The sequence below is a fragment of the Yinghuangia sp. YIM S10712 genome (assembly GCF_051388935.1).
Classification (GTDB): domain Bacteria; phylum Actinomycetota; class Actinomycetes; order Streptomycetales; family Streptomycetaceae; genus Yinghuangia.
Map to the genome: position 1 here is coordinate 163,021 of NZ_JBPKBI010000009.1, position 17,331 is coordinate 180,351.

Here is a 17,331-nt window from a genome sequence, read left to right on the forward strand (position 1 = left end):
TCCGTACACGGGGAGGCTCGGCGTGGCACTCGAAGGCTCCAAAATCGTCGTCACCGGAGTCACCGGCCAGGTCGCCGAGCCCGTGGCGAGAATGCTCGCGCGCGACAACGAGGTGTACGGAGCCGCCCGCTTCACCGACGACGAGGCCCGCGAACGCCTTGAGGCGGCCGGAGTCACGTGCGTCCGGATCGATCTGGCGGCCGGCGACGTCGCGGATCTGCCCGCCGACGCCGACTACGTCGTCAACTTCGCGGTCGCCAAGAGCGGTGCCTGGGGAGCCGACCTGGACGCCAACGCCGGCGGCGTGCTGTGGCTCATGGACCACCACCGCTCGGCGCGCGCCTTCCTCCACTGCTCGTCCACGGCGGTCTACCAGCCGGACGGACACCGCACCTTCCGCGAGTCCGACCCGCTGGGCGACAACCACCGGGTCTGGTCGTTCCTGGAGACCTACAGCATCTGCAAGATCGCAGCGGAAGGCGCCGCCCGCTGGGGCTCCGCGCGCTACCGCCTGCCGACCACCATCGCCCGGCTCAGCGTGCCGTACGGCGACAATGGCGGCTGGCCGGCGATCCACCTGGAGATGATGATCGCGGGCGTGCCGATCCAGGTGCACCCCGACGGCCCGAGCGTGTACCACCCCATTCACGAGCAGGACGTCGTCGACTCCCTCCCGGCGCTGTTCGCCGCCGCGGCCACCCCCGCGACCACCGTGAACTGGGGCGGCAGCGACCCGGTGAGCATCCGCGAGTGGTGCGCCCACCTGGGGGAACTGACCGGCCTCGACCCCGAGTTCGAGACCACCGACGAGACCGTAACCGGCGTCGCGCTGGACCTCACCCGGATGCACGAGCTCATCGGCACGACCGGGGTCCATTGGAAGGACGGCATGCGTCGCATGGTCGAGAAGTTCCACCCGGAACTCCTGAAGGGCTGACCCGAGGGATCGACTTCCGGGCGCGCTGCCGGAGAGAGGCGAGCACGTCGACGGCCCGGTGCGATGACCACGAGCACGCGCCCCAAGCGACCGCGCGACGGCACCCGAGCGCGTCGCCGCGCGAGCACTCGCGCTCCGCGCGCCCGGGGGGCCGCGCACCACCCGACTGCGGGCTCCGCGCGTTGCCGTGCGGCGTGCGCATACCTCACGCGCTCGGCGTGCACGTCGCGCGACACGCCACACTTGCGCCGTCCCGCGACAGCGTGCCGTGCCCGTTTCGGAAGGCCATTCGTCGTTGCCGCCAACACTTCCGCCCAGCACGGAAGTTCATCTCGCCATCGTTGGCGCCGCGCACCTGTCGACCCGTCACTTTTCCGGTGCCGAGGCGCCCTTGTCGGGCCGTCCAACGGGTGAACGCGGGTTTATGCGGCGTTAGGCACCTTGTGACCTGATTGGACCGAATGAGAGTGACTTGTGTGATTAGTGGTGTTCCAATCGATCCATCAACGGACCGGCCAAAAGGCCGACGGCAAGGCAGGTTTCCATGGAAGACCCGGTGTTCGACGAAATCGCAGACGCGTCCTGCGCGTGCCTCGCCTGCATGGCGGAGAGGCGCCGGCAGGACCAAGTCCTGCGGTCCGGCGGAAATCCGGCGCGCCGTGCGCGACGAACGGCGGCGTCCGTGGTCATCGCGGGGTTCGTCGCGGCGGGCGTGGGCCCCGCCGCGGCGAGCGCGATCGACACGGACACGCCTCTCGACGACCAAGGCCATCGGCAACAGACCGACGGCCGCCCGCATGACCGCGGGCAACCTCCCGAGGAGGAACGCGACGACGGACACGGAACACTCCAGGGACTCCTGGACCAGCAGGCCGCCGGCGGATACCCGCAGGGCGCGCCCGGGCCGCTGCGCTTCGGGTCGAGCGGCGGCAAGACCGCCACGGCCCCGGCGGCCCTCCGCGCGCCGGCGAAACTCGCGACCATCACGCGCGCCCAAGTGCTGCAACGCGCACGCACGTGGGTCGACGCGGGCGTGCCGTACAGCCAGAGCGCGTACAACGGGGGCTACCGCCAGGACTGCTCCGGCTTCGTCGCGATGGCCTGGGCGCTCGGCAAGAACGCGTGGACCGGAGACCTCGCCAGTTACGGCACGGCGATCTCCAAGAGCGAGTTGAAGGCCGGCGACATTCTGCTGTTCCACAACGCCGCCAACCCCGCGGTGGGCTCGCACGTGATCATCTTCGAGAAGTGGGCCGACGCGGCGCGCACGAAGTACGTGGGCTACGAGCAGACTCCGCCCGGCACCCAGCACCGCACCATCCCGTACGCGTACTTCAACTACGCGTCGAGCTACACGCCGTACCGCTACAAGAACATCGTGGACACCGGGACCACGGCCGCGACGGTCGTCCCCTTCCCCGGCACGCAGTACTTCGGGCCGGGCAAGTCGAACGCGTACATCACCCAGCTCGGCCAGGCGCTCGTGGCCAAGGGCTACGGCAGCTACTACAAGCAGGGCCCCGGTCCGACGTGGGGCACCGCGGACCAGCAGGCCACCGCGGCCTTCCAGCGCGCGCAGGGGTGGACCGGCGCCAACGCCGACGGAATACCGGGACCGCAGACCTGGTCCCGCCTGATGAGTTGAACGTGCCGCACGACACGCACGGAACGAAGGCGGAAGTCCGCCGCCAAGGAACGGCGTCGACGACGATGCGTGAGGAGCTCAAGTGACACGCGAAGACTCGACGGGGGAAACGAGGGCACCGCATGCCGCGGGCCCGGACACCAGACCAGCCCCGACCGCGGACCTGCCGGGAAGCCGGCCCCACCCCAGCACCCCCCGGGTGCAGATGACCGTCATCGAACACGCCACACCCCAGCCACCCGCCGACGCGGGCGCCGTCGACGGCCGCGTCCTCGACACCGCCGAGGTCCGGGTGCTGAACGCCTCGGGACTCGCCCCCGCGCCCGTCGCGGCGGCCTGGCCCGAACTGCCGCATCCCCAGCAACTCGCCCGCTTCCCGGACAGGGGCAAGGACACGGTGCAGACGACCGGCGGCACCGCCGTCACCGCGACGGGGATCCCGCCCGCGCCGTACGCCATGCACCCTGCGGGCGGCCCCGCGCACACCCGGTTTCCGCGCGCCGACCAGGAGATGTGCGAGCACACCGCGCCGTCGCTGGCCGGGTGGGTGGTCGTTCCCGCGGTCCTGGTGTCGCTGTGCGCGGTCGCGTGGGCCGTCATCGCGACCGGGACCGTCAACGACCGGCTGCCCGGCCGGGTGCGCGGCAACCCGATGCTCGACATCCCCCAACCCCTCGCGATCGGCATCGGCGTCTTCGGCGCCGTGCTCGGGCTGCTGCTGATCCTCGGCATGTTCGTCGTGGAAGCCGGCACCGCGCGCGTGCTGAGCCGCTTCGGCCGCTACCAGGGCACCGTCCGCCGCACCGGACTGGTGTGGGCGCCACCGCTGAGCCGCCGGCACAGCCTCGACGTCGGTATCCGCCATTGGCGCAGCCGCCCCATGCAGGTGACAGACCGTCAGGGCACCCCGCTCCAGGTCATGGTGCTCGTCGTGTGGCAGGTCCGGGACACCGCCCGGGCCCGTTTCGCGGTGCGCGACTGCGAGCAATACCTGCGCCAGCAGATCGAGGCGGCGGTCAGCGGCGTCGTCGCGACCCTGCCGTGCGACAGCTTCACGCACGGATCCGCGTCGCTGCGCGACACCGAGCACGTCAACGACGAGATGACGCGGCGGCTCTCCGGGGCGATGGCCGCCGCCGGCATTCGGGTCTTCACCGCGCAGGTGCTGCACATGGACTACGCGCCGCAGATCGCCGACTCGATGCTGCGGCGGCGCATCGCGAGCCTCGACGCCACGACCCGCACGGCGGTGCTCGACGACGTGGTCGACACCGTCTCGCAGGCTGTCGAGCAGTTCTCGCGGCGTGCGCTCGTACGCCTCGACGACGACAGCCGAACGAGCTTCATCCGCGATCTGACCGTCGCGATGTACGCGTCACGCACCGCACCCCAGCCACCGATGCTTCCCTGAGTGCCAGGGCGCCTCAGGGCGAGGCGGGTGGTTCGCGGCTTTCCGCCGCGGGCCACCCGCCTCGCTTCTTGGCGAGGTGGAACGCGGCGGCGGCCACACCCGACGCGACGCCCGCGACCAGGCTGATGCGGGTGACGACGAGGTGACCGCGGGCGGAACCGCTCCCGGAGAAGAACAGCTTGGCGGCGATCGCTCCGCAGCCGACGACGGCGGTCGTCAGCACCACCCCGACGACGAGGGCGATGACGATGTCGACTGTCGTCTCATCCCGTGTTCTCGGCACGTCGGCGACCTTTCGATGCCCGGCGGGTGCCCGGACCAGGCGGGCGGGTCGGTTCAGTAACGCAAAGAACACCCCGTGACCGCAAGGCCGCGGGGTGTTCTTCGGTGTCTGCCGCCGGTACGCGGCCGAACTTCTACACGGGAACCGCGAGCGCCACCCCGAAGCGGTTCTCGGCGTCGGTCCACCAGCGGGTCACGGCGAAGCCGGCGCGTTCGAGTTCCAGCGTGAGCCCGGAGGCGCGGAACTTCGCGGAGACCTCGGTGCGCAGCTCCTCGCCGTCGGCGAAATCCACCAGCAGGTCCACGCCCCCGACCTTGACCGACTGGTCGCCTTGCGAGCGCAGCCGCATCTCGATCCACTCCTGCTCGGCGTTCCACACCGCGACGTGTTCGAACCGTTCGATGTGGAAGTCGGCGTCGAGTTCGCGGTTGAGCACGTGCAGCACGTTGCGGTTGAACTCCGCGGTGACGCCTTGGGTGTCGTCGTACGCCCGGACCAGGACCGTCGGATCCTTGACCAGGTCGGCGCCCAGCAGGAAGCCGTCGTCAGGGCGAAGCTCGGAACGGACCGAGGCGAGGAACGCGGCGCGCTCGTCGGGCAGCAGGTTGCCGAGCGTGCCGCCGAGGAAGGCCACCAGCTTCGGGCCGGGTTCGTCGTCGGGGATGCCCAGATGCGCGCCGAAGTCGGAGACGACCGCGTCCACGGTGAGCCCCGCGTAGTCGCGCAGCAGCGACTCGCCGGCCTCCACGAGGGCGGCCTCGCTGACGTCGACGGGCACGTACCGCTCCAACGACCCGATGCCGCGCAGCGCGTCGAGGAGCAGCCGGGTCTTCTCCGAGGAACCCGAGCCGAGTTCGACGAGGCTGTGGGCGGGGACGGTTTGGGCGATGTCGACCGCATGGCGCCGCAGGATCTCGCGTTCGGCGCGCGTGGGGTAGTACTCGGGCAGCTTGGTGATCTCCTCGAAGAGCCGGCTGCCCCGGGCGTCGTAGAACCATTTGGGGGAAAGCCACTTGGGGTCGGCGGACAGGCCGAGGGAGGCGTCGCGCCGCAACGCGTCCGCGAGGTAGCCATCGGGGAGATGACCGCGCACGTTGAGCCTGGTCGTTCGGGTCACGGGTCCTTCAACTCCTTGCCGTCAGCGGGTGGAGGCGGACGGCTCCCCGAGTGGCCGTCACGAGCGTGTGGTCGGGAACGGGCGTCCAGCCGCCGTCCGCGTCGGGTTCGGAGGCGACGAACACGCCGTCGGACGTGGTGCGGTGGAAAAGCGTGTCGCCGTACGCGGTCGCGGTGATCGTCTCGCCGTCCGTCACCAGTAGGTTGAAACGGCCGTCGGATACCGCGGCCGCCTCGGCGACGACAGCGGCCACCGCCCGGTCGGCCGGCTCGCCGTCGGCCAGGCGGCGGCGCAACAGTGCCCACAACAGGGCCGAGTCACACCGGGATTCGAGTGACAGCAGGTCTTCGGGCGGGAGCGTCGAGGCCAACGCGCCGAGGCCGTGCGGCCAGGCTTCGAGGCGTCCGTTGTGGCTGAACAGCCAACGGCCGTCGGTGTACGGCGCCGCCGCGTCCTCGCCCTGCGTGGTCCCGGCGGTGGCGGACCGGACGGCGGCGAGCAGGGCGCGGGTGCGCGTGACGCGTGCGACGTCGGCGAACGACGGGTCCGCCCAGATGGGTACCGCGCGTCGGTAGCGGGCCGGGCGGGGGTCTTCGTCGGCGTACCAGCCGACTCCGAAGCCGTCCGCGTTGACGGTGCCGTACTTTTGCGCGCGCGGCTGCCACGACTGCTCGTACAGGCCGTGTGGCGGCGCGACGACGAGTCGGTGGATGTTCGTGGGGGCGCCGACGTACGCCAGGTGACGGCACATCAGCGCGGCCCCGCGTCCCGGGCGGTCCGCACACCCGCGAAGATCTGCCGCCGCTGCGGGAAGTCCCAGTTGCGGAACGTGCCACGGCACGCCACCGCGTCGGTGCCGAACGAACCGCCGCGCAGGACCTTGTAGTCCCGGCCGAAGAACACCTCGGAGTACTCCTTGTACGGCCAGGCCGCGAAGCCCGGGTAGCCGGTGAAGTCGCTCGACGTCCATTCCCATACGTCGCCGAGGAGTTGACGTACCCCGTGGGCGGACGCCCCGGCCGGGTAGGCGCCGGCGGCGGCCGGACGCAGGTGGCGCTGGCCGAGGTTGGCGTGCTCGGGCGTCGGTTCGTCCTCGCCCCACGGGTAGGTGCGCGACAGCCCGGTGGCCGGGTCGTGGCGCGCGGCCTTCTCCCACTCGGCCTCGGTCGGGAGGCGCCGACCGGCCCACCGGGCGTAGGCGTCGGCCTCGAACCACGAGACGTGGACGACCGGTTCGCCGAGCGGGACGGGTTCGAGGACCCCGAACCGCCGCCGCAGCCACGTGCGGCCGTCGCGCACCCAGAAACCCGGTGCCGTCCACTCCTCGCGCACGCGGTGGGCCCAGCCCTCCTCGGTCCACAGGCGCGGGTCGTTGTACCCGCCGTCCTCCACGAAGGCCAGGAAGGCGCCGCATGTGACCGGTGTCGTGTCGAGAGCGAACGCGGCCACGTGGACGGCGTGTGCGGGGCGTTCGTTGTCGAGCGCCCACGGATGCGCCGACGTGCCCATCGTGAACGTGCCTGCCGGGATCACGACTTCCTCGGAGGGGACATCGAACGCCCGGGGCGGCTCCGGGGCTTCCAGAACGGCCGCGCCGGTGCGGAGCTGATGCGTCGCCAGCATCGTCTCGTCGTGCTGTTGTTCGTGCTGCGCGATCATGCCGAACGCGAACGCGTCGCGGGTCAGCGGATCCTCACCCGACGGCACGCGCTCCATCAGGTCGAGGACGCGGTTGCGCACGTCGCGCGCGTAGACGCGGGCCTCCGCCGGGGCCAGCAGGGGCAGTTGCGGGCGGTCGGCGCGGGCGTGCCGGAATGCGTCGTAGATGTCGTCGATTTCGGGACGCAGCGGCTCCTGGCGGCCCACAGTGCGCAGCAGCCAGATCTCCTCCTGGCTCGCGATGTGCGCCAGGTCCCACACGAGCGGCGACATCAACGCCGAGTGCTGCCGGACCAGTTCGGCGTCGTCGACGGCATCGGTCAAAGCGCCGGTACGCCGCCTCGCCCGCTCCATGGCCTGCCGGGCGGCTTCCTGGAACACGGTCGCGGTGCGGTTGTCAGCGTGCGGGCGCGGCATGGCGGGCTCCCTTGGGTGCGCCTCCCGGCGTCAGGTCGTCGCCCGGGCAGCGGCCCCGATCGGTGTAGCGGTAGGCGAACTCGACGGCGTCGGTGAACACTTGCGGCGGCACCCCCATCCGTGGCAGAGCGTCGAGGGCGGCGGCGACCAGCGCGCGGGCGGTGGTGCGCAGCAGCGGCTCGGCGAGTCCGAAGCGGGCCGCGCGCAACCACCACGCGTACGGCGGCGCGGCGGCTGCGGAACGCGCGAGTTGCTCGGTGTGCTCCCAGGCGCGCGCGGACGCGTTCGGGTCGTCGAGCAGGGCGGCGGTGATGGCCAACGGGATGGTCCAGCCGTCGTTCGGCTGCGCGTCGATCATGCGCATTTCGAGGTGCGTGCCGTGTGCGCGTACCGGTGGGAACAGGGTCGTGGCGTGGAGTTCGAGGTCGGCGGCGGTCGGCCGGCGGTCCCAGGCGCCGCGGGTCCAGTCGCGGAAGCTGAAGGCCTCCGCGGGGATCGTCCAGTCGGCTTGCCCGTCGCGGCGTACGCACATCACCGGCGCGTCCATCACGTACCGCGCCCACGCCTCGCGCGGGTCGGTGTCCTCGGTGTGCTGCGGCGGCCGGGTGCGCGCGGCATCGAGGCGCGACCAGGCCAGTTGGCGCGTCGACGCCCAGCCGGTCGAACGGCCGCCGTGGTGTGGTGAGTTGGCGAACGCGGCAAGCAGGACCGGGCCGATGCGGTGGGCGAGCGCCCACCGGTGCCGCACCCCGTGCGGGCCGGCGGACTCGTCGCCCGGGTCGACACAGACCTGCACCGACGCGGTGCTGCACATCATGATGCGGCCCCAGTGGCCGGTCTTGTCGAAGTACCGCTCCATCGCGGCATAGCGCGGGGTCTGGAGCGTGCGGTGCGGTGCGCGGTAGGCGTCGACACCCGCGCCGGCGAGGACGAGGCCGGCTTCCGCGGCGGTGTCCCGCAGCAGGGCGACATCGAGCTGTGCGGCCTCGATGCAGCCGGCGAGGGACGGGCGTACCGCGGAGCTCAGTTCGAGCTGGCCGCCGGGTTCCAGGGTGACCTGGCCGCCGCCGGGCATCGGGGTGTTCGCCAGGGCCGTGCTCACGCGCTCGCCGGTGACCGGCCAGGCCGGGTCCGACTCGTCGCGCACCAGCCACTCGATCTCGACCCCGACGGGGCCGGGCGGCCCGGGGCGCAGGCAGGTCGCGGCGGCGAGGGCCTCTGCTTCGTGTTCACTCAGGGGGGCGCCCGACTCGGGCCGGGAGTCGGACCAAGGGTCGAGCGGACGTTCGAGCGGGGGGCCGGTGCCGTCGCGGGATATGAGCCCCGGGGCGTCAGGTCCGTGCGCGTGGCGTGCGGGTTCCTGGGACATTTGGCCGCCTCCTGGGAGGAATGAGCTGATCGGAACGCGATCCGACCCCCGCCTACCCGTTAGCCCATCCCGACATGCTTAACGGAATCAAACGCACGTCCGAACAGCGGGGGCGGGCGACATGTCCATCACCGCGCGAACCGCGGCCCCGGCCACGCGATTCGCCTCACGATTCGTACGTCGCCGCCAACGGCGGATGGCCGTTCCACGTCACGAAAACCGACGATGTCCGGCCGCCGCGGGTGAAGTCCACGCGGAGCCACCGGTGGCCCTCACGGACCTTGACCGCCCACCCCGAACCGGGCGTCGCGGCGACCAGCGTCGCCGCGTCCGCGGTGAAGGTGAACACGGCCCGACCGCCCTTGAGCTGGTAGGTCCGCGTCGATCCCGCCTGCCCGTCCGCGGCGTCGATCCGGAACACCGGCTCCGACCGCGTCTGCGCGGTGCCGCCGGCCGACGGGTCGACCACCGGGCTCGTCGTCGGCGGCGGACCGGACGGCGACGGTCCCGCCGAGGACGGCACCGCCGATGTGGGGCGCGCCGACGGGGACGCGGGCGGCGGGCTGCTCGACGGCCCCGTAGGCGGCTGCGAAGTGGCCGAGATCGTCACGTCGGACGCGGGCGGCAGCGACGCCGGGTCCGGGGCCGGGCCGTGTACGGCATCCGCGGCCAGCGCGGGCGCCCGGGGCGGCTCGAAAACCGTGCCGCGCAACACCGTCCGCACGCCGTACCACGACAACGCGACAGCCGTCGCCGTCACCGCCAGCCAGGCCGCGAACCTCGTCACCCCTCGTCGCACGGCGCCCATCCTGCCGTGCGGGGCCGGCTGCCGAACGAGGGACCGGTCTTCCAGAGCGCCCGGAAGCTCGCGGAGACCGTCCCGGGGCCTGCGCGGGGCCCGGCCGCCGGATGACACACTCGCGCGCCGCGGCCGCGCACGCCCGCAGGGTTGTCGCCGTGCGCGTACGACCGACTGGGCGCGCCGCGGCCGCGCACGCCCGCAGGGTTGTCGCCGTGCGCCTACCAGCGACTGGGGACCCCGCCGTGCCCGGCGCGGCCCCTGCCCACACCCGGGGATCGCCCGCGCGCTCGGGAAGCCCGGGGAGGTCGGCGTCAAAGCCGATGCGACGAGAGTCGGCCAACCGTTCGGATCGCGGTGACGGTCGTATCGGGCGGCCCTCGCACCGGGCGCAATACGGAGGTACCTGGCCGCGCCCGCGGCCTCGGCCGCTACGGTTTCGAGCCATGGCCCTGGTGCTCGTGGTCGAAGACGACCAGCTCGTGCGCTCCGCGCTGATTCGTCACCTCACCCGCGAGAAACACGGGGTCCGGGGCGTCGGCACCGCGCTCGAAGCGCTGCGCGAGGTCACCCGGCACCCCTTCGACGTCGTCGTCCTCGATCTCGGGCTGCCCGATCTCGACGGCGGCGAGGCGCTCAAGATGCTGCGCGGTATTTCGAACGTCCCCGTCATCATCGCCACCGCCCGCGATGACGAGGCCGAAGTCGTACGGCTGCTCAACGCCGGCGCCGACGACTACGTCACGAAGCCGTTCTCCGGCGAACACCTGGAGGCGCGCATGGCCGCCGTTCTCCGGCGCGCAGGCGGGCGTGCGGGCGACGGCGACGCCGGGGACGTGCTGCGCATCGGCGGCCTGCGCGTCGACCTGCGCCGTCGCGTCGCCGATCTCGACGGCACGCCCCTCCACCTCAGCCGCCGCGAATTCGACCTGCTGGGCTTCCTCGCCGCCCGCGCCGGCTCCGTCGTGCCGCGGCGCGAAATCCTCGCGGCGGTGTGGGGCCAGTCGTACGGCGACGACCAGACCATCGACGTCCACCTGTCCTGGCTGCGCCGCAAACTCGGTGAGACCGCCCGGCAGCCGCGGTACCTGCACACCGTGCGCGGCGTCGGGGTCAAGCTGGAGGCTCCTCCGTGAGGGGCACGCTGGTCCGGGTCGCCCTCGCGGTGACGACGATGGTCGCCCTCGCGTTTCTGATCCCCCTCGGCCTCGTGGTCCGCGAGATCGCCCGCGACCGGGCCTTCGCCGACGCCGAACGCCAGGCGGCGGCCCTCCAGCCCGCCCTGGTGATCACCACCGACCGCGCCGCCCTCGAACCCGCGCTCGCCAGCGTGCCCGCCGGCGTCGAGGGGCGCGTCGCCGTGCACCTGCCCGACGACGCCGTCATCGGCCGCCCTCGGGCCTCTCCGGACGCGCTCGACCGGGCCCGCGACCGCGCGCAGGCGTTCCGGGTGCGGACGAAAGGCGGCTGGTCGCTTCTCCAGCCCGTCGCGCTCGACCGCGGCCGTGTGACCGTCGTCGAGGTGTACGTCCCCGACGACGACGTGTCGCGCGGCGTCGGCACCGCGTGGCTGGTGCTGACCGGCGTCGCGGTCATGCTCGTCGGCGGGTCGCTCCTCGTCGCCGACCGCCTCGGCGCCCGCGTCGTACGGTCCGCGAAAGCCCTCGCCGGAGCCGCCCGCACGCTCGGCGGCGGTGACCTGACCGTCCGCATCAATCCCCAGGGCCCGACCGAACTCCGGGAGGCGGCCACCGCCTTCAACACCATGGCGGACCACGTCGAAAAACTCATGGCCGCCGAACGCGAAATGGCCGCGGACCTGTCCCACCGCCTGCGCACGCCCCTGACCGCGCTGCGCCTCAACGCCGCCTCGCTCGGTGACGGCACGGTCGCCGAGCAGACCCGGCACACGGTCGCGCAACTCGAGCGCGAGGTGGACCAGATCATCCGGACCGCGCGCCGCCAGACCGCCGCGGTCGAGCAGATCCGGGGGGACCTCGCCGAAGTCGTGCGCGACCGCATCGCCTTCTGGTCCGCGCTCGCCGAGGACGAGGACCGCACCTGGCGTCTGGACGGCGCCGACGAGCACGACGGCCCGGTCCGCGTCCCGGTCCCGCGCGCGGAACTGGCCGCCGCCGTCGACGCGATGCTCGGCAACGTCTTCCGGCACACCCCCGAGGGCACGCCGTTCGCGGTCACACTGCACGTCGGCGGGCCGGCCGCGGGCGACACCGTCATCCTGCTGGTGGCCGACGGCGGACCCGGCATCACCGACCCGGAGGCGGCTCTGCGCCGCGGGTACGGCGACGGCGGCGAGGGGTCGACCGGCCTCGGACTCGACATCGTGCGGCGCGTGGCGGAATCGACAGGGGGAGAGGTGCGCCTGGAGCGCTCGGTACTCGGCGGTGCCCAGGTTTCCGTGCGGTTCGGGGCCGGCAAGCCGACGTCGTCCCGGCGGCGAAGACGGGCGCGCAAGGGCCGTGGCACCGGCGGGGCACGCCGAAGCCCAGCCGACGCGAACTGACGCGGACAAAAAAGGGGCGCGGGCGCACCGGGTGGGGGTGGGTACGCCCGCGCCAAGGGGATCAATCCCCTTGATGGCACAGACCCTGGGGGGTTGGGTCGAGCCTCGGCCGCCCGGTGGGGGGGAGCCCCGGCAAATCCGGAACGGCCTGCGCAAGCAACGTTAACCAGATCTGCGGCGCTTGAACACCGGAACGCCATGATTTAAGGAAGGCTTAAGTCGAAAAGCCCGGGGTTCGCCCTTCCTGCGGTGATCGTCAAGTACGGAACACGCGGCGTAGGCACCCCTGTTCCGGATGCCGGGGAATGCGTTCGCCCTGGCCGGGGCTGTACGGCGTGAGGCGGCCTTCCGCCCGCGCGCACGTCCGCCGTGCGTGCCACGCTGGAACAAGCCGCAGGGGAGCGCGAAGTCGTATGTGTTGGAGTGCCACCGCCGATGTGATCGCCGGAACCGCCGTGAGCGCGGTGGGGATTGCAACGCTCGCTTCGGTGCGGCACGCACGGGATGTCCCGCTGGCGTCGGTTCCCCTTCTGCTCGGCTTCCATCAGCTCGTCGAAGCGGTCGTGTGGCGGGGCGAGGAAGGCAAGGCGACCGAGCAGGCGGCCGAACTCGCCCGTGAGATATGGGCGTTCATCGCGTTCCCGCTGCTCCCGTTCCTCGTTCCGCTGGGCGTCCTCGCGGCGGTGTGGCCGACCGCGGACCGCAGTCGGCGCGTCGCTCTCGCGGCGTTGTCCGGAATCGGCGTCGTGGTCGCGGCGCTGCTGGGCGCCGCCCTCGCCGACGGCCCGGTCAACGCGCAGGTCAACGGCCACACCGTGCAGTACGCCATAGGGATAGACCACCCGTATCCGCTCATCGGCGGGTACCTGGTGGCCACCCTCGGCGCGCTGCTGGCGTCCGGCGACCGCATCCTCGTGCTTTTCGGGGCTGTCGGTGCGGTCGGCGCGGGGGTGTGCGGTTGGCTGTGGACAAAGGAGTTCGCGTCCACGTGGTGCGCGCTCGCGGCGGTGGCGTCGGTGATGCTTCTCGCGTGGGTGCGCTCCAGGGTGAGCGGCGAATCGGCCGAAGCCGTCCCGTCCGACGGCGGCGCACGCCGGGGGAGCACCCAGGCCGTCCACGCGAGGCATTCGGGGAACACCGGGCACACAAGCCATCGCCCTGTGTGACAAGGCCCCTTGACGCATCGTCAAAAGGCGGTGCCGGCAAGCCCGCACGCGTGTGTGCGGGGGCGCCGCGGGCGGTGTTCGGGCAAGATCCACACGGGCGTTCCGGCGTTGTGGGGCCGTACCGTGGGGAACATGCGCGTTCTCAACGGCAAAGTGGAGCCGGTCACCCAGGTCAGATACCGGCGTGCCCGCCGCGGCGGCGGCACCGAGAGCGCGCTGCTCACCGTCGAGAGCCTTCGCGTCGACACCCTCCCCGACGGCGTCGACGCCGTCGTGCTGACCGGCGACCTCCAGGGCATCGCGCCGTCCCCGTACGGCGGCGAGGACGTCCTGCTCGGCATCGCGCTGGCCGACCACATGGCCGTGTGGGCGGCCTCCGGCCTGCTGCCGCCCCTCGACCGGGTCGGTGTCGTCCTGGCCGGTGACCTCTACTCCGCGCCGCGCGCCAACCGCCGGGGCGCCTCCGGCGAGGTCGTGGACGTCTGGCTCGCCTTCGCCGCGGCCGGCACCGCCTGGATCGTCGGCGTCGCCGGCAACCACGACCTGCTCACGCCCGAGGACGTTGCCGGACTCGGCGGCGAGGCAGCGCTGCTCGACGGCGACACCGTCGAATACGGCGGAGTCCGCTTCGGCGGGGTCAGCGGCGTCATAGGCGACCCGCGGCGTACCGACCGCCGTGCCGAAGCCGAGTTCCTGGCACTGCTCGCCGCGGTCGCCCGGGCCGACCCCGAGGTGCTCGTGCTGCACGAGGGTCCGGCGGGAGCCCGCCGGGAGCAGTACGGCAACCCCGTCATCGGCGCCCGTCTCATCGACGGTTCCGCCGCGCTCACCGTGTGCGGGCACGTCCACTGGGACCGCCCGCTGGCCCGCCTCGGCGCCGGCCACGTGGTCAACGTCGACGGCCGCGTGGTGGTCCTGACCCGGTGACGCGCGGCCCGGGCCCCGCGGCGGGAAGACGGAGACGGGACGGGGAGGGGACCGGGAGCAGGCGCAGACCGCGGAGCGGTTGTCGGGCCGGGCCACACGAGGCCCGTCCCACCCGGCAGGATGGTGGTGTGAACCTCATCGACCGGCTCCCCTCCGACACCGACCCCGACAGCCTCTTCGAGGCCTTCACCGCCTGGACCGAAGAGCGCGGGATCAGCCTGTACCCGGCACAGGAGGAAGCCCTCATCGAGGTGGTCTCCGGTGCGAACGTCATCCTCAGCACGCCCACCGGCTCGGGAAAGTCGATGGTCGCGCTCGGCGCGCACTACTACGCGCTCGCCCGCGGCAAGCGCACCTTCTACACCGCGCCCATCAAGGCCCTGGTCTCGGAGAAGTTCTTCGACCTGGTCAAGGCGTTCGGGACGTCGAACGTCGGCATGATGACCGGCGACGCCAGCGTCAACGCGACCGCGCCGATCATCTGCTGCACCGCCGAGGTGCTCGCGCAGATCGCGCTGCGCGACGGGCCGGACGCCGACGTCGGCCAGGTCGTCATGGACGAGTTCCACTTCTACGCCGAGCCGGACCGCGGTTGGGCCTGGCAGATCCCGCTGCTGGAGTTGCCGCACGCGCAGTTCGTGCTGATGTCCGCGACGCTCGGCGACGTCACGCGCTTCGAGGAGGACCTGACGCGGCGCACGGGGCGTCCGACCGCGGTCGTGCGGTCCGCCGTACGCCCGGTTCCGCTGACGTACGAATACGTCACGACGCCGATTCACGAGACGCTCGAAGAACTCATGCGCGTCGGCCAGGCGCCCGTCTACGTCGTGCACTTCACGCAGGCCGCCGCCGTCGAGCGCGCCGCGTCGCTGATGAGCATCAACCTGGCCACCAAGGAGGAGAAGAAGCAGATCGCCGACCTCATCGGCCACTTCCGCTTCACCACCAAGTTCGGCCGCAACCTGGAGCGCTGGGCCAAGCACGGCATCGGCGTGCACCACGCCGGCATGCTGCCCAAATACCGCCGGCTCGTGGAGCGCCTGGCCCAGGCCGGCCTGCTGAAGGTCATCTGCGGCACCGACACCCTCGGTGTCGGCGTCAACGTGCCGATCCGCACCGTTTTGTTCACCGCCCTGTCGAAGTACGACGGCGTGCGCGTGCGCAGGCTCCGGGCGCGCGAGTTCCACCAGATCGCCGGGCGCGCCGGGCGCGCGGGCTTCGACACCGTCGGCCACGTCGTCGTGCAGGCGCCGGAGCACGAGATCGAGAACCTGCGCGCCCTCGCGAAGGCCGGCGACGACCCCAAGAAGCGCCGCAAGGTCGTGCGCAAGAAGGCCCCCGAGGGGTTCGTCTCGTGGAGCGGGGAGACGTTCGAACGCCTGCAGACCGCCGAACCCGAGCCGCTGACCTCGCGGTTCAAGGTCAGCCACGCCATGCTGCTGTCGGTCATCGGCCGCCCGGGCAACGCCTTCGAGGCGATGCGGCGCCTGCTGACCGACAACCACGAGGACAAGGCCGCGCAGCGCCGCCACATCCGCGACGCCATCGCGATCTACCGCTCGCTGCTCGACGGAGCCGTGGTCGAACGCCTGGAGACCCCCGATCCCGAGGGCCGCGTCGTGCGGCTGACCGTCGATCTCCAGGACAATTTCGCGCTCAACCAGCCGCTGTCCACCTTCGCACTCGCCGCCTTCGAGCTTTTGGACCGCGAGTCGCCGACGTACGCCCTCGACCTGGTCTCGGTTGTGGAGGCGACCCTCGACGACCCCCGCCAGATCCTGGCCGCGCAGCAGAACAAGGCGCGCGGCGAGGCGGTCGCGCAGATGAAGGCGGACGGCATCGAGTACGAGGAGCGCATGGAACTGCTCCAGGACATCACGTACGACAAGCCGCTCGAAGAACTGCTGGAGCACGCGTACGAGGTCTACCGCACCGGGCACCCGTGGGTCGGCGACCACGAGCTGAGCCCGAAGTCGATCGTCCGGACCATGTACGAACAGGCCATGACGTTCGTCGAGTTCACCAACTTCTACGAACTCGCCCGCGCCGAGGGCATCGTGCTGCGCTACCTCGCGAGCGCGTACAAGGCGTTGCAGCAGACCGTCCCGGACGACCTCAAGACCGACGACCTGCTCGACCTGATCGAATGGCTCGGCGAGATCGTGCGCCAGGTCGACTCCAGCCTGCTCGACGAATGGGAGCAACTCGCCAACCCCGAGGCGGTCGAGGAAGGCCCGAACATCCTGGACGAGAAGCCCCGCCCGGTCACCTCCAACGCCCGCGCGTTCCGCGTGCTGGTCCGCAACGCGCTGTTCCGCCGCGTCGAACTCGCCGCGCTGCGCAAGTACTTCGACCTCGGCGAGCTGGACGCGGAGACGGGCTGGGACGCGGACCGCTGGGCCGACGCGATGGACGGCTACTACGCCGAACACGACGAGCTCGGCACCGGCCCGAACGCGCGCGGCCCCAAGATGCTCCTCGTCGAGGAGGAGGAGTGGAGCTGGCGGGTGCGGCAGATCTTCGACGACCCCGAGGGAGACCACGACTGGGGCATCAGCGCCGAGGTCGACCTCGCCGCGTCGGACGAGGAGGGCCGCGCGATCGTCCGCGTCACGGGAGTGGACCGGCTCTGACACGCCGACGCTCCACCATTTGGTGGAAAAACATCGGGTTTAGCCCGAATCGCTGGTTTACAAGTCGATTCACCCTTGTGTCGGTTGTGCGGGCCCGGGTGTGACGTGAACGTGGATCGGGAACCGCCGCTCGGCGGATCCCCACATCCCAAGGAGCAACCAGTGACCAGTTGGGTCAAGAAGTCGGCCGTGATCGTCGCCGCCGCCGGTGTCATGGCGGGCCTCGGCGCGGGCACCGCGTTCGCCGACAGCGCCGCCGACGGCACCGCCACCAACTCGCCGGGCCTGATCTCCGGCAACAACATCCAGGTGCCGATCCACCTTCCGATCAACGCCTGCGGCAACACCGTCGACATCATCGGGCTTCTGAACCCGACTGCCGGCAACGCCTGCGCCAACGCCTGACACCCGTGGGCGGGGGGGTCGACCGGCCGTACGGCCCCC

The 17,331-nt window shown here is 71.9% G+C and carries 15 protein-coding genes; 9 read left to right on the forward strand and 6 right to left on the reverse strand.

Annotation, left to right across the window (positions count from 1 at the left end):
• The first annotated feature begins 22 nt into the window (after nucleotides 1-22).
• From ACRX5W_RS19820 to ACRX5W_RS19830, 3 genes are all read left to right on the forward strand, one after another.
• Nucleotides 23-937, forward strand: coding sequence for an NAD-dependent epimerase/dehydratase family protein (locus ACRX5W_RS19820; protein ID WP_436789547.1), 915 nt, complete (start codon nucleotides 23-25; stop codon nucleotides 935-937).
• A gap of 544 nt (nucleotides 938-1,481) precedes the next feature.
• Nucleotides 1,482-2,582 (forward strand): peptidoglycan-binding protein, encoded by a 1,101-nt coding sequence (locus ACRX5W_RS19825; RefSeq protein WP_436789548.1) that lies wholly within the window; start codon nucleotides 1,482-1,484, stop codon nucleotides 2,580-2,582.
• A 205-nt stretch (nucleotides 2,583-2,787) separates the two neighbouring features.
• Entirely contained in the window at nucleotides 2,788-3,993 is a 1,206-nt protein-coding gene (locus ACRX5W_RS19830) for an SPFH domain-containing protein (RefSeq protein ID WP_436789624.1), read from the forward strand.
• A gap of 13 nt (nucleotides 3,994-4,006) precedes the next feature.
• On the opposite strand, the gene ACRX5W_RS19835 is transcribed toward ACRX5W_RS19830, so the two are convergent.
• The 6 genes from ACRX5W_RS19835 to ACRX5W_RS19860 all read right to left on the reverse strand — a co-directional run bounded on the left by ACRX5W_RS19835 (nucleotide 4,007) and on the right by ACRX5W_RS19860 (nucleotide 9,637).
• On the reverse strand, nucleotides 4,007-4,276 hold the full coding sequence (locus ACRX5W_RS19835; RefSeq protein ID WP_436789549.1) for a hypothetical protein: 270 nt from the start codon (nucleotides 4,274-4,276) through the stop codon (nucleotides 4,007-4,009).
• Between the two features lie 133 nt (nucleotides 4,277-4,409).
• Nucleotides 4,410-5,393 carry an L-histidine N(alpha)-methyltransferase gene (gene egtD / locus ACRX5W_RS19840; RefSeq protein ID WP_436789550.1) on the reverse strand — a complete coding sequence of 328 codons (984 nt, stop codon included), beginning with the start codon at nucleotides 5,391-5,393 and terminating at the stop codon, nucleotides 4,410-4,412.
• Nucleotides 5,394-5,400: 7 nt separating this feature from the next.
• Nucleotides 5,401-6,144 carry an ergothioneine biosynthesis protein EgtC gene (gene egtC, locus ACRX5W_RS19845; protein WP_436789551.1) on the reverse strand — a complete coding sequence of 248 codons (744 nt, stop codon included), beginning with the start codon at nucleotides 6,142-6,144 and terminating at the stop codon, nucleotides 5,401-5,403.
• Entirely contained in the window at nucleotides 6,144-7,469 is a 1,326-nt protein-coding gene (egtB, locus tag ACRX5W_RS19850) for an ergothioneine biosynthesis protein EgtB (protein WP_436789552.1), read from the reverse strand. Before egtB ends, egtC begins: the two co-directional genes overlap by 1 nt.
• A complete protein-coding gene (egtA, locus tag ACRX5W_RS19855) occupies nucleotides 7,450-8,838 on the reverse strand; it encodes an ergothioneine biosynthesis glutamate--cysteine ligase EgtA (protein ID WP_436789553.1) in 1,389 nt (462 codons plus the stop codon). Before egtA ends, egtB begins: the two co-directional genes overlap by 20 nt.
• Nucleotides 8,839-9,004: 166 nt before the next feature.
• A complete protein-coding gene (locus tag ACRX5W_RS19860) occupies nucleotides 9,005-9,637 on the reverse strand; it encodes a hypothetical protein (RefSeq protein WP_436789554.1) in 633 nt (210 codons plus the stop codon).
• A gap of 446 nt (nucleotides 9,638-10,083) precedes the next feature.
• Here ACRX5W_RS19860 and ACRX5W_RS19865 point away from each other — a divergent pair, with 446 nt between their 5' ends.
• The 6 genes from ACRX5W_RS19865 to ACRX5W_RS19890 all read left to right on the forward strand — a co-directional run bounded on the left by ACRX5W_RS19865 (nucleotide 10,084) and on the right by ACRX5W_RS19890 (nucleotide 17,292).
• Nucleotides 10,084-10,773, forward strand: a complete 690-nt coding sequence (locus tag ACRX5W_RS19865) for a response regulator transcription factor (protein WP_436789555.1) — start codon at nucleotides 10,084-10,086, stop codon at nucleotides 10,771-10,773.
• Nucleotides 10,770-12,161: a sensor histidine kinase gene (locus tag ACRX5W_RS19870; protein WP_436789556.1), complete on the forward strand. Its 1,392-nt coding sequence runs from the start codon at nucleotides 10,770-10,772 to the stop codon at nucleotides 12,159-12,161. Before ACRX5W_RS19865 ends, ACRX5W_RS19870 begins: the two co-directional genes overlap by 4 nt.
• A 413-nt stretch (nucleotides 12,162-12,574) precedes the next feature.
• The gene (locus ACRX5W_RS19875; RefSeq protein ID WP_436789557.1) at nucleotides 12,575-13,327 is read left to right on the forward strand and encodes a DUF6629 family protein; all 753 of its coding nucleotides are present in this window, start codon (nucleotides 12,575-12,577) and stop codon (nucleotides 13,325-13,327) included.
• 132 nt (nucleotides 13,328-13,459) lie between these two features.
• Entirely contained in the window at nucleotides 13,460-14,254 is a 795-nt protein-coding gene (locus tag ACRX5W_RS19880) for a metallophosphoesterase family protein (protein ID WP_436789558.1), read from the forward strand.
• A gap of 128 nt (nucleotides 14,255-14,382) precedes the next feature.
• Nucleotides 14,383-16,887, forward strand: a complete 2,505-nt coding sequence (locus tag ACRX5W_RS19885; protein ID WP_436789559.1) for a DEAD/DEAH box helicase — start codon at nucleotides 14,383-14,385, stop codon at nucleotides 16,885-16,887.
• A 162-nt stretch (nucleotides 16,888-17,049) separates the two neighbouring features.
• Complete coding sequence (locus ACRX5W_RS19890) at nucleotides 17,050-17,292, forward strand: chaplin (protein WP_436789560.1); 243 nt, start codon at nucleotides 17,050-17,052, stop codon at nucleotides 17,290-17,292.
• Nucleotides 17,293-17,331 lie beyond the last annotated feature (39 nt).

Excerpts from the sequence above, each read along its gene's own strand:
- ACRX5W_RS19830 (WP_436789624.1), top strand. The coding sequence starts at position 2,788 with ATGACCGTCATCGAACACGCCACACCCCAGCCACCCGCCGACGCGGGC.
- egtC (WP_436789551.1), bottom strand. The coding sequence starts at position 6,144 with ATGTGCCGTCACCTGGCGTACGTCGGCGCCCCCACGAACATCCACCGA.
- egtA (WP_436789553.1), bottom strand. The coding sequence starts at position 8,838 with ATGTCCCAGGAACCCGCACGCCACGCGCACGGACCTGACGCCCCGGGG.
- ACRX5W_RS19880 (WP_436789558.1), top strand. The coding sequence starts at position 13,460 with ATGCGCGTTCTCAACGGCAAAGTGGAGCCGGTCACCCAGGTCAGATAC.
- egtB (WP_436789552.1), bottom strand. The coding sequence starts at position 7,469 with ATGCCGCGCCCGCACGCTGACAACCGCACCGCGACCGTGTTCCAGGAA.
- ACRX5W_RS19865 (WP_436789555.1), top strand. The coding sequence starts at position 10,084 with ATGGCCCTGGTGCTCGTGGTCGAAGACGACCAGCTCGTGCGCTCCGCG.
- ACRX5W_RS19825 (WP_436789548.1), top strand. The coding sequence starts at position 1,482 with ATGGAAGACCCGGTGTTCGACGAAATCGCAGACGCGTCCTGCGCGTGC.
- ACRX5W_RS19875 (WP_436789557.1), top strand. The coding sequence starts at position 12,575 with ATGTGTTGGAGTGCCACCGCCGATGTGATCGCCGGAACCGCCGTGAGC.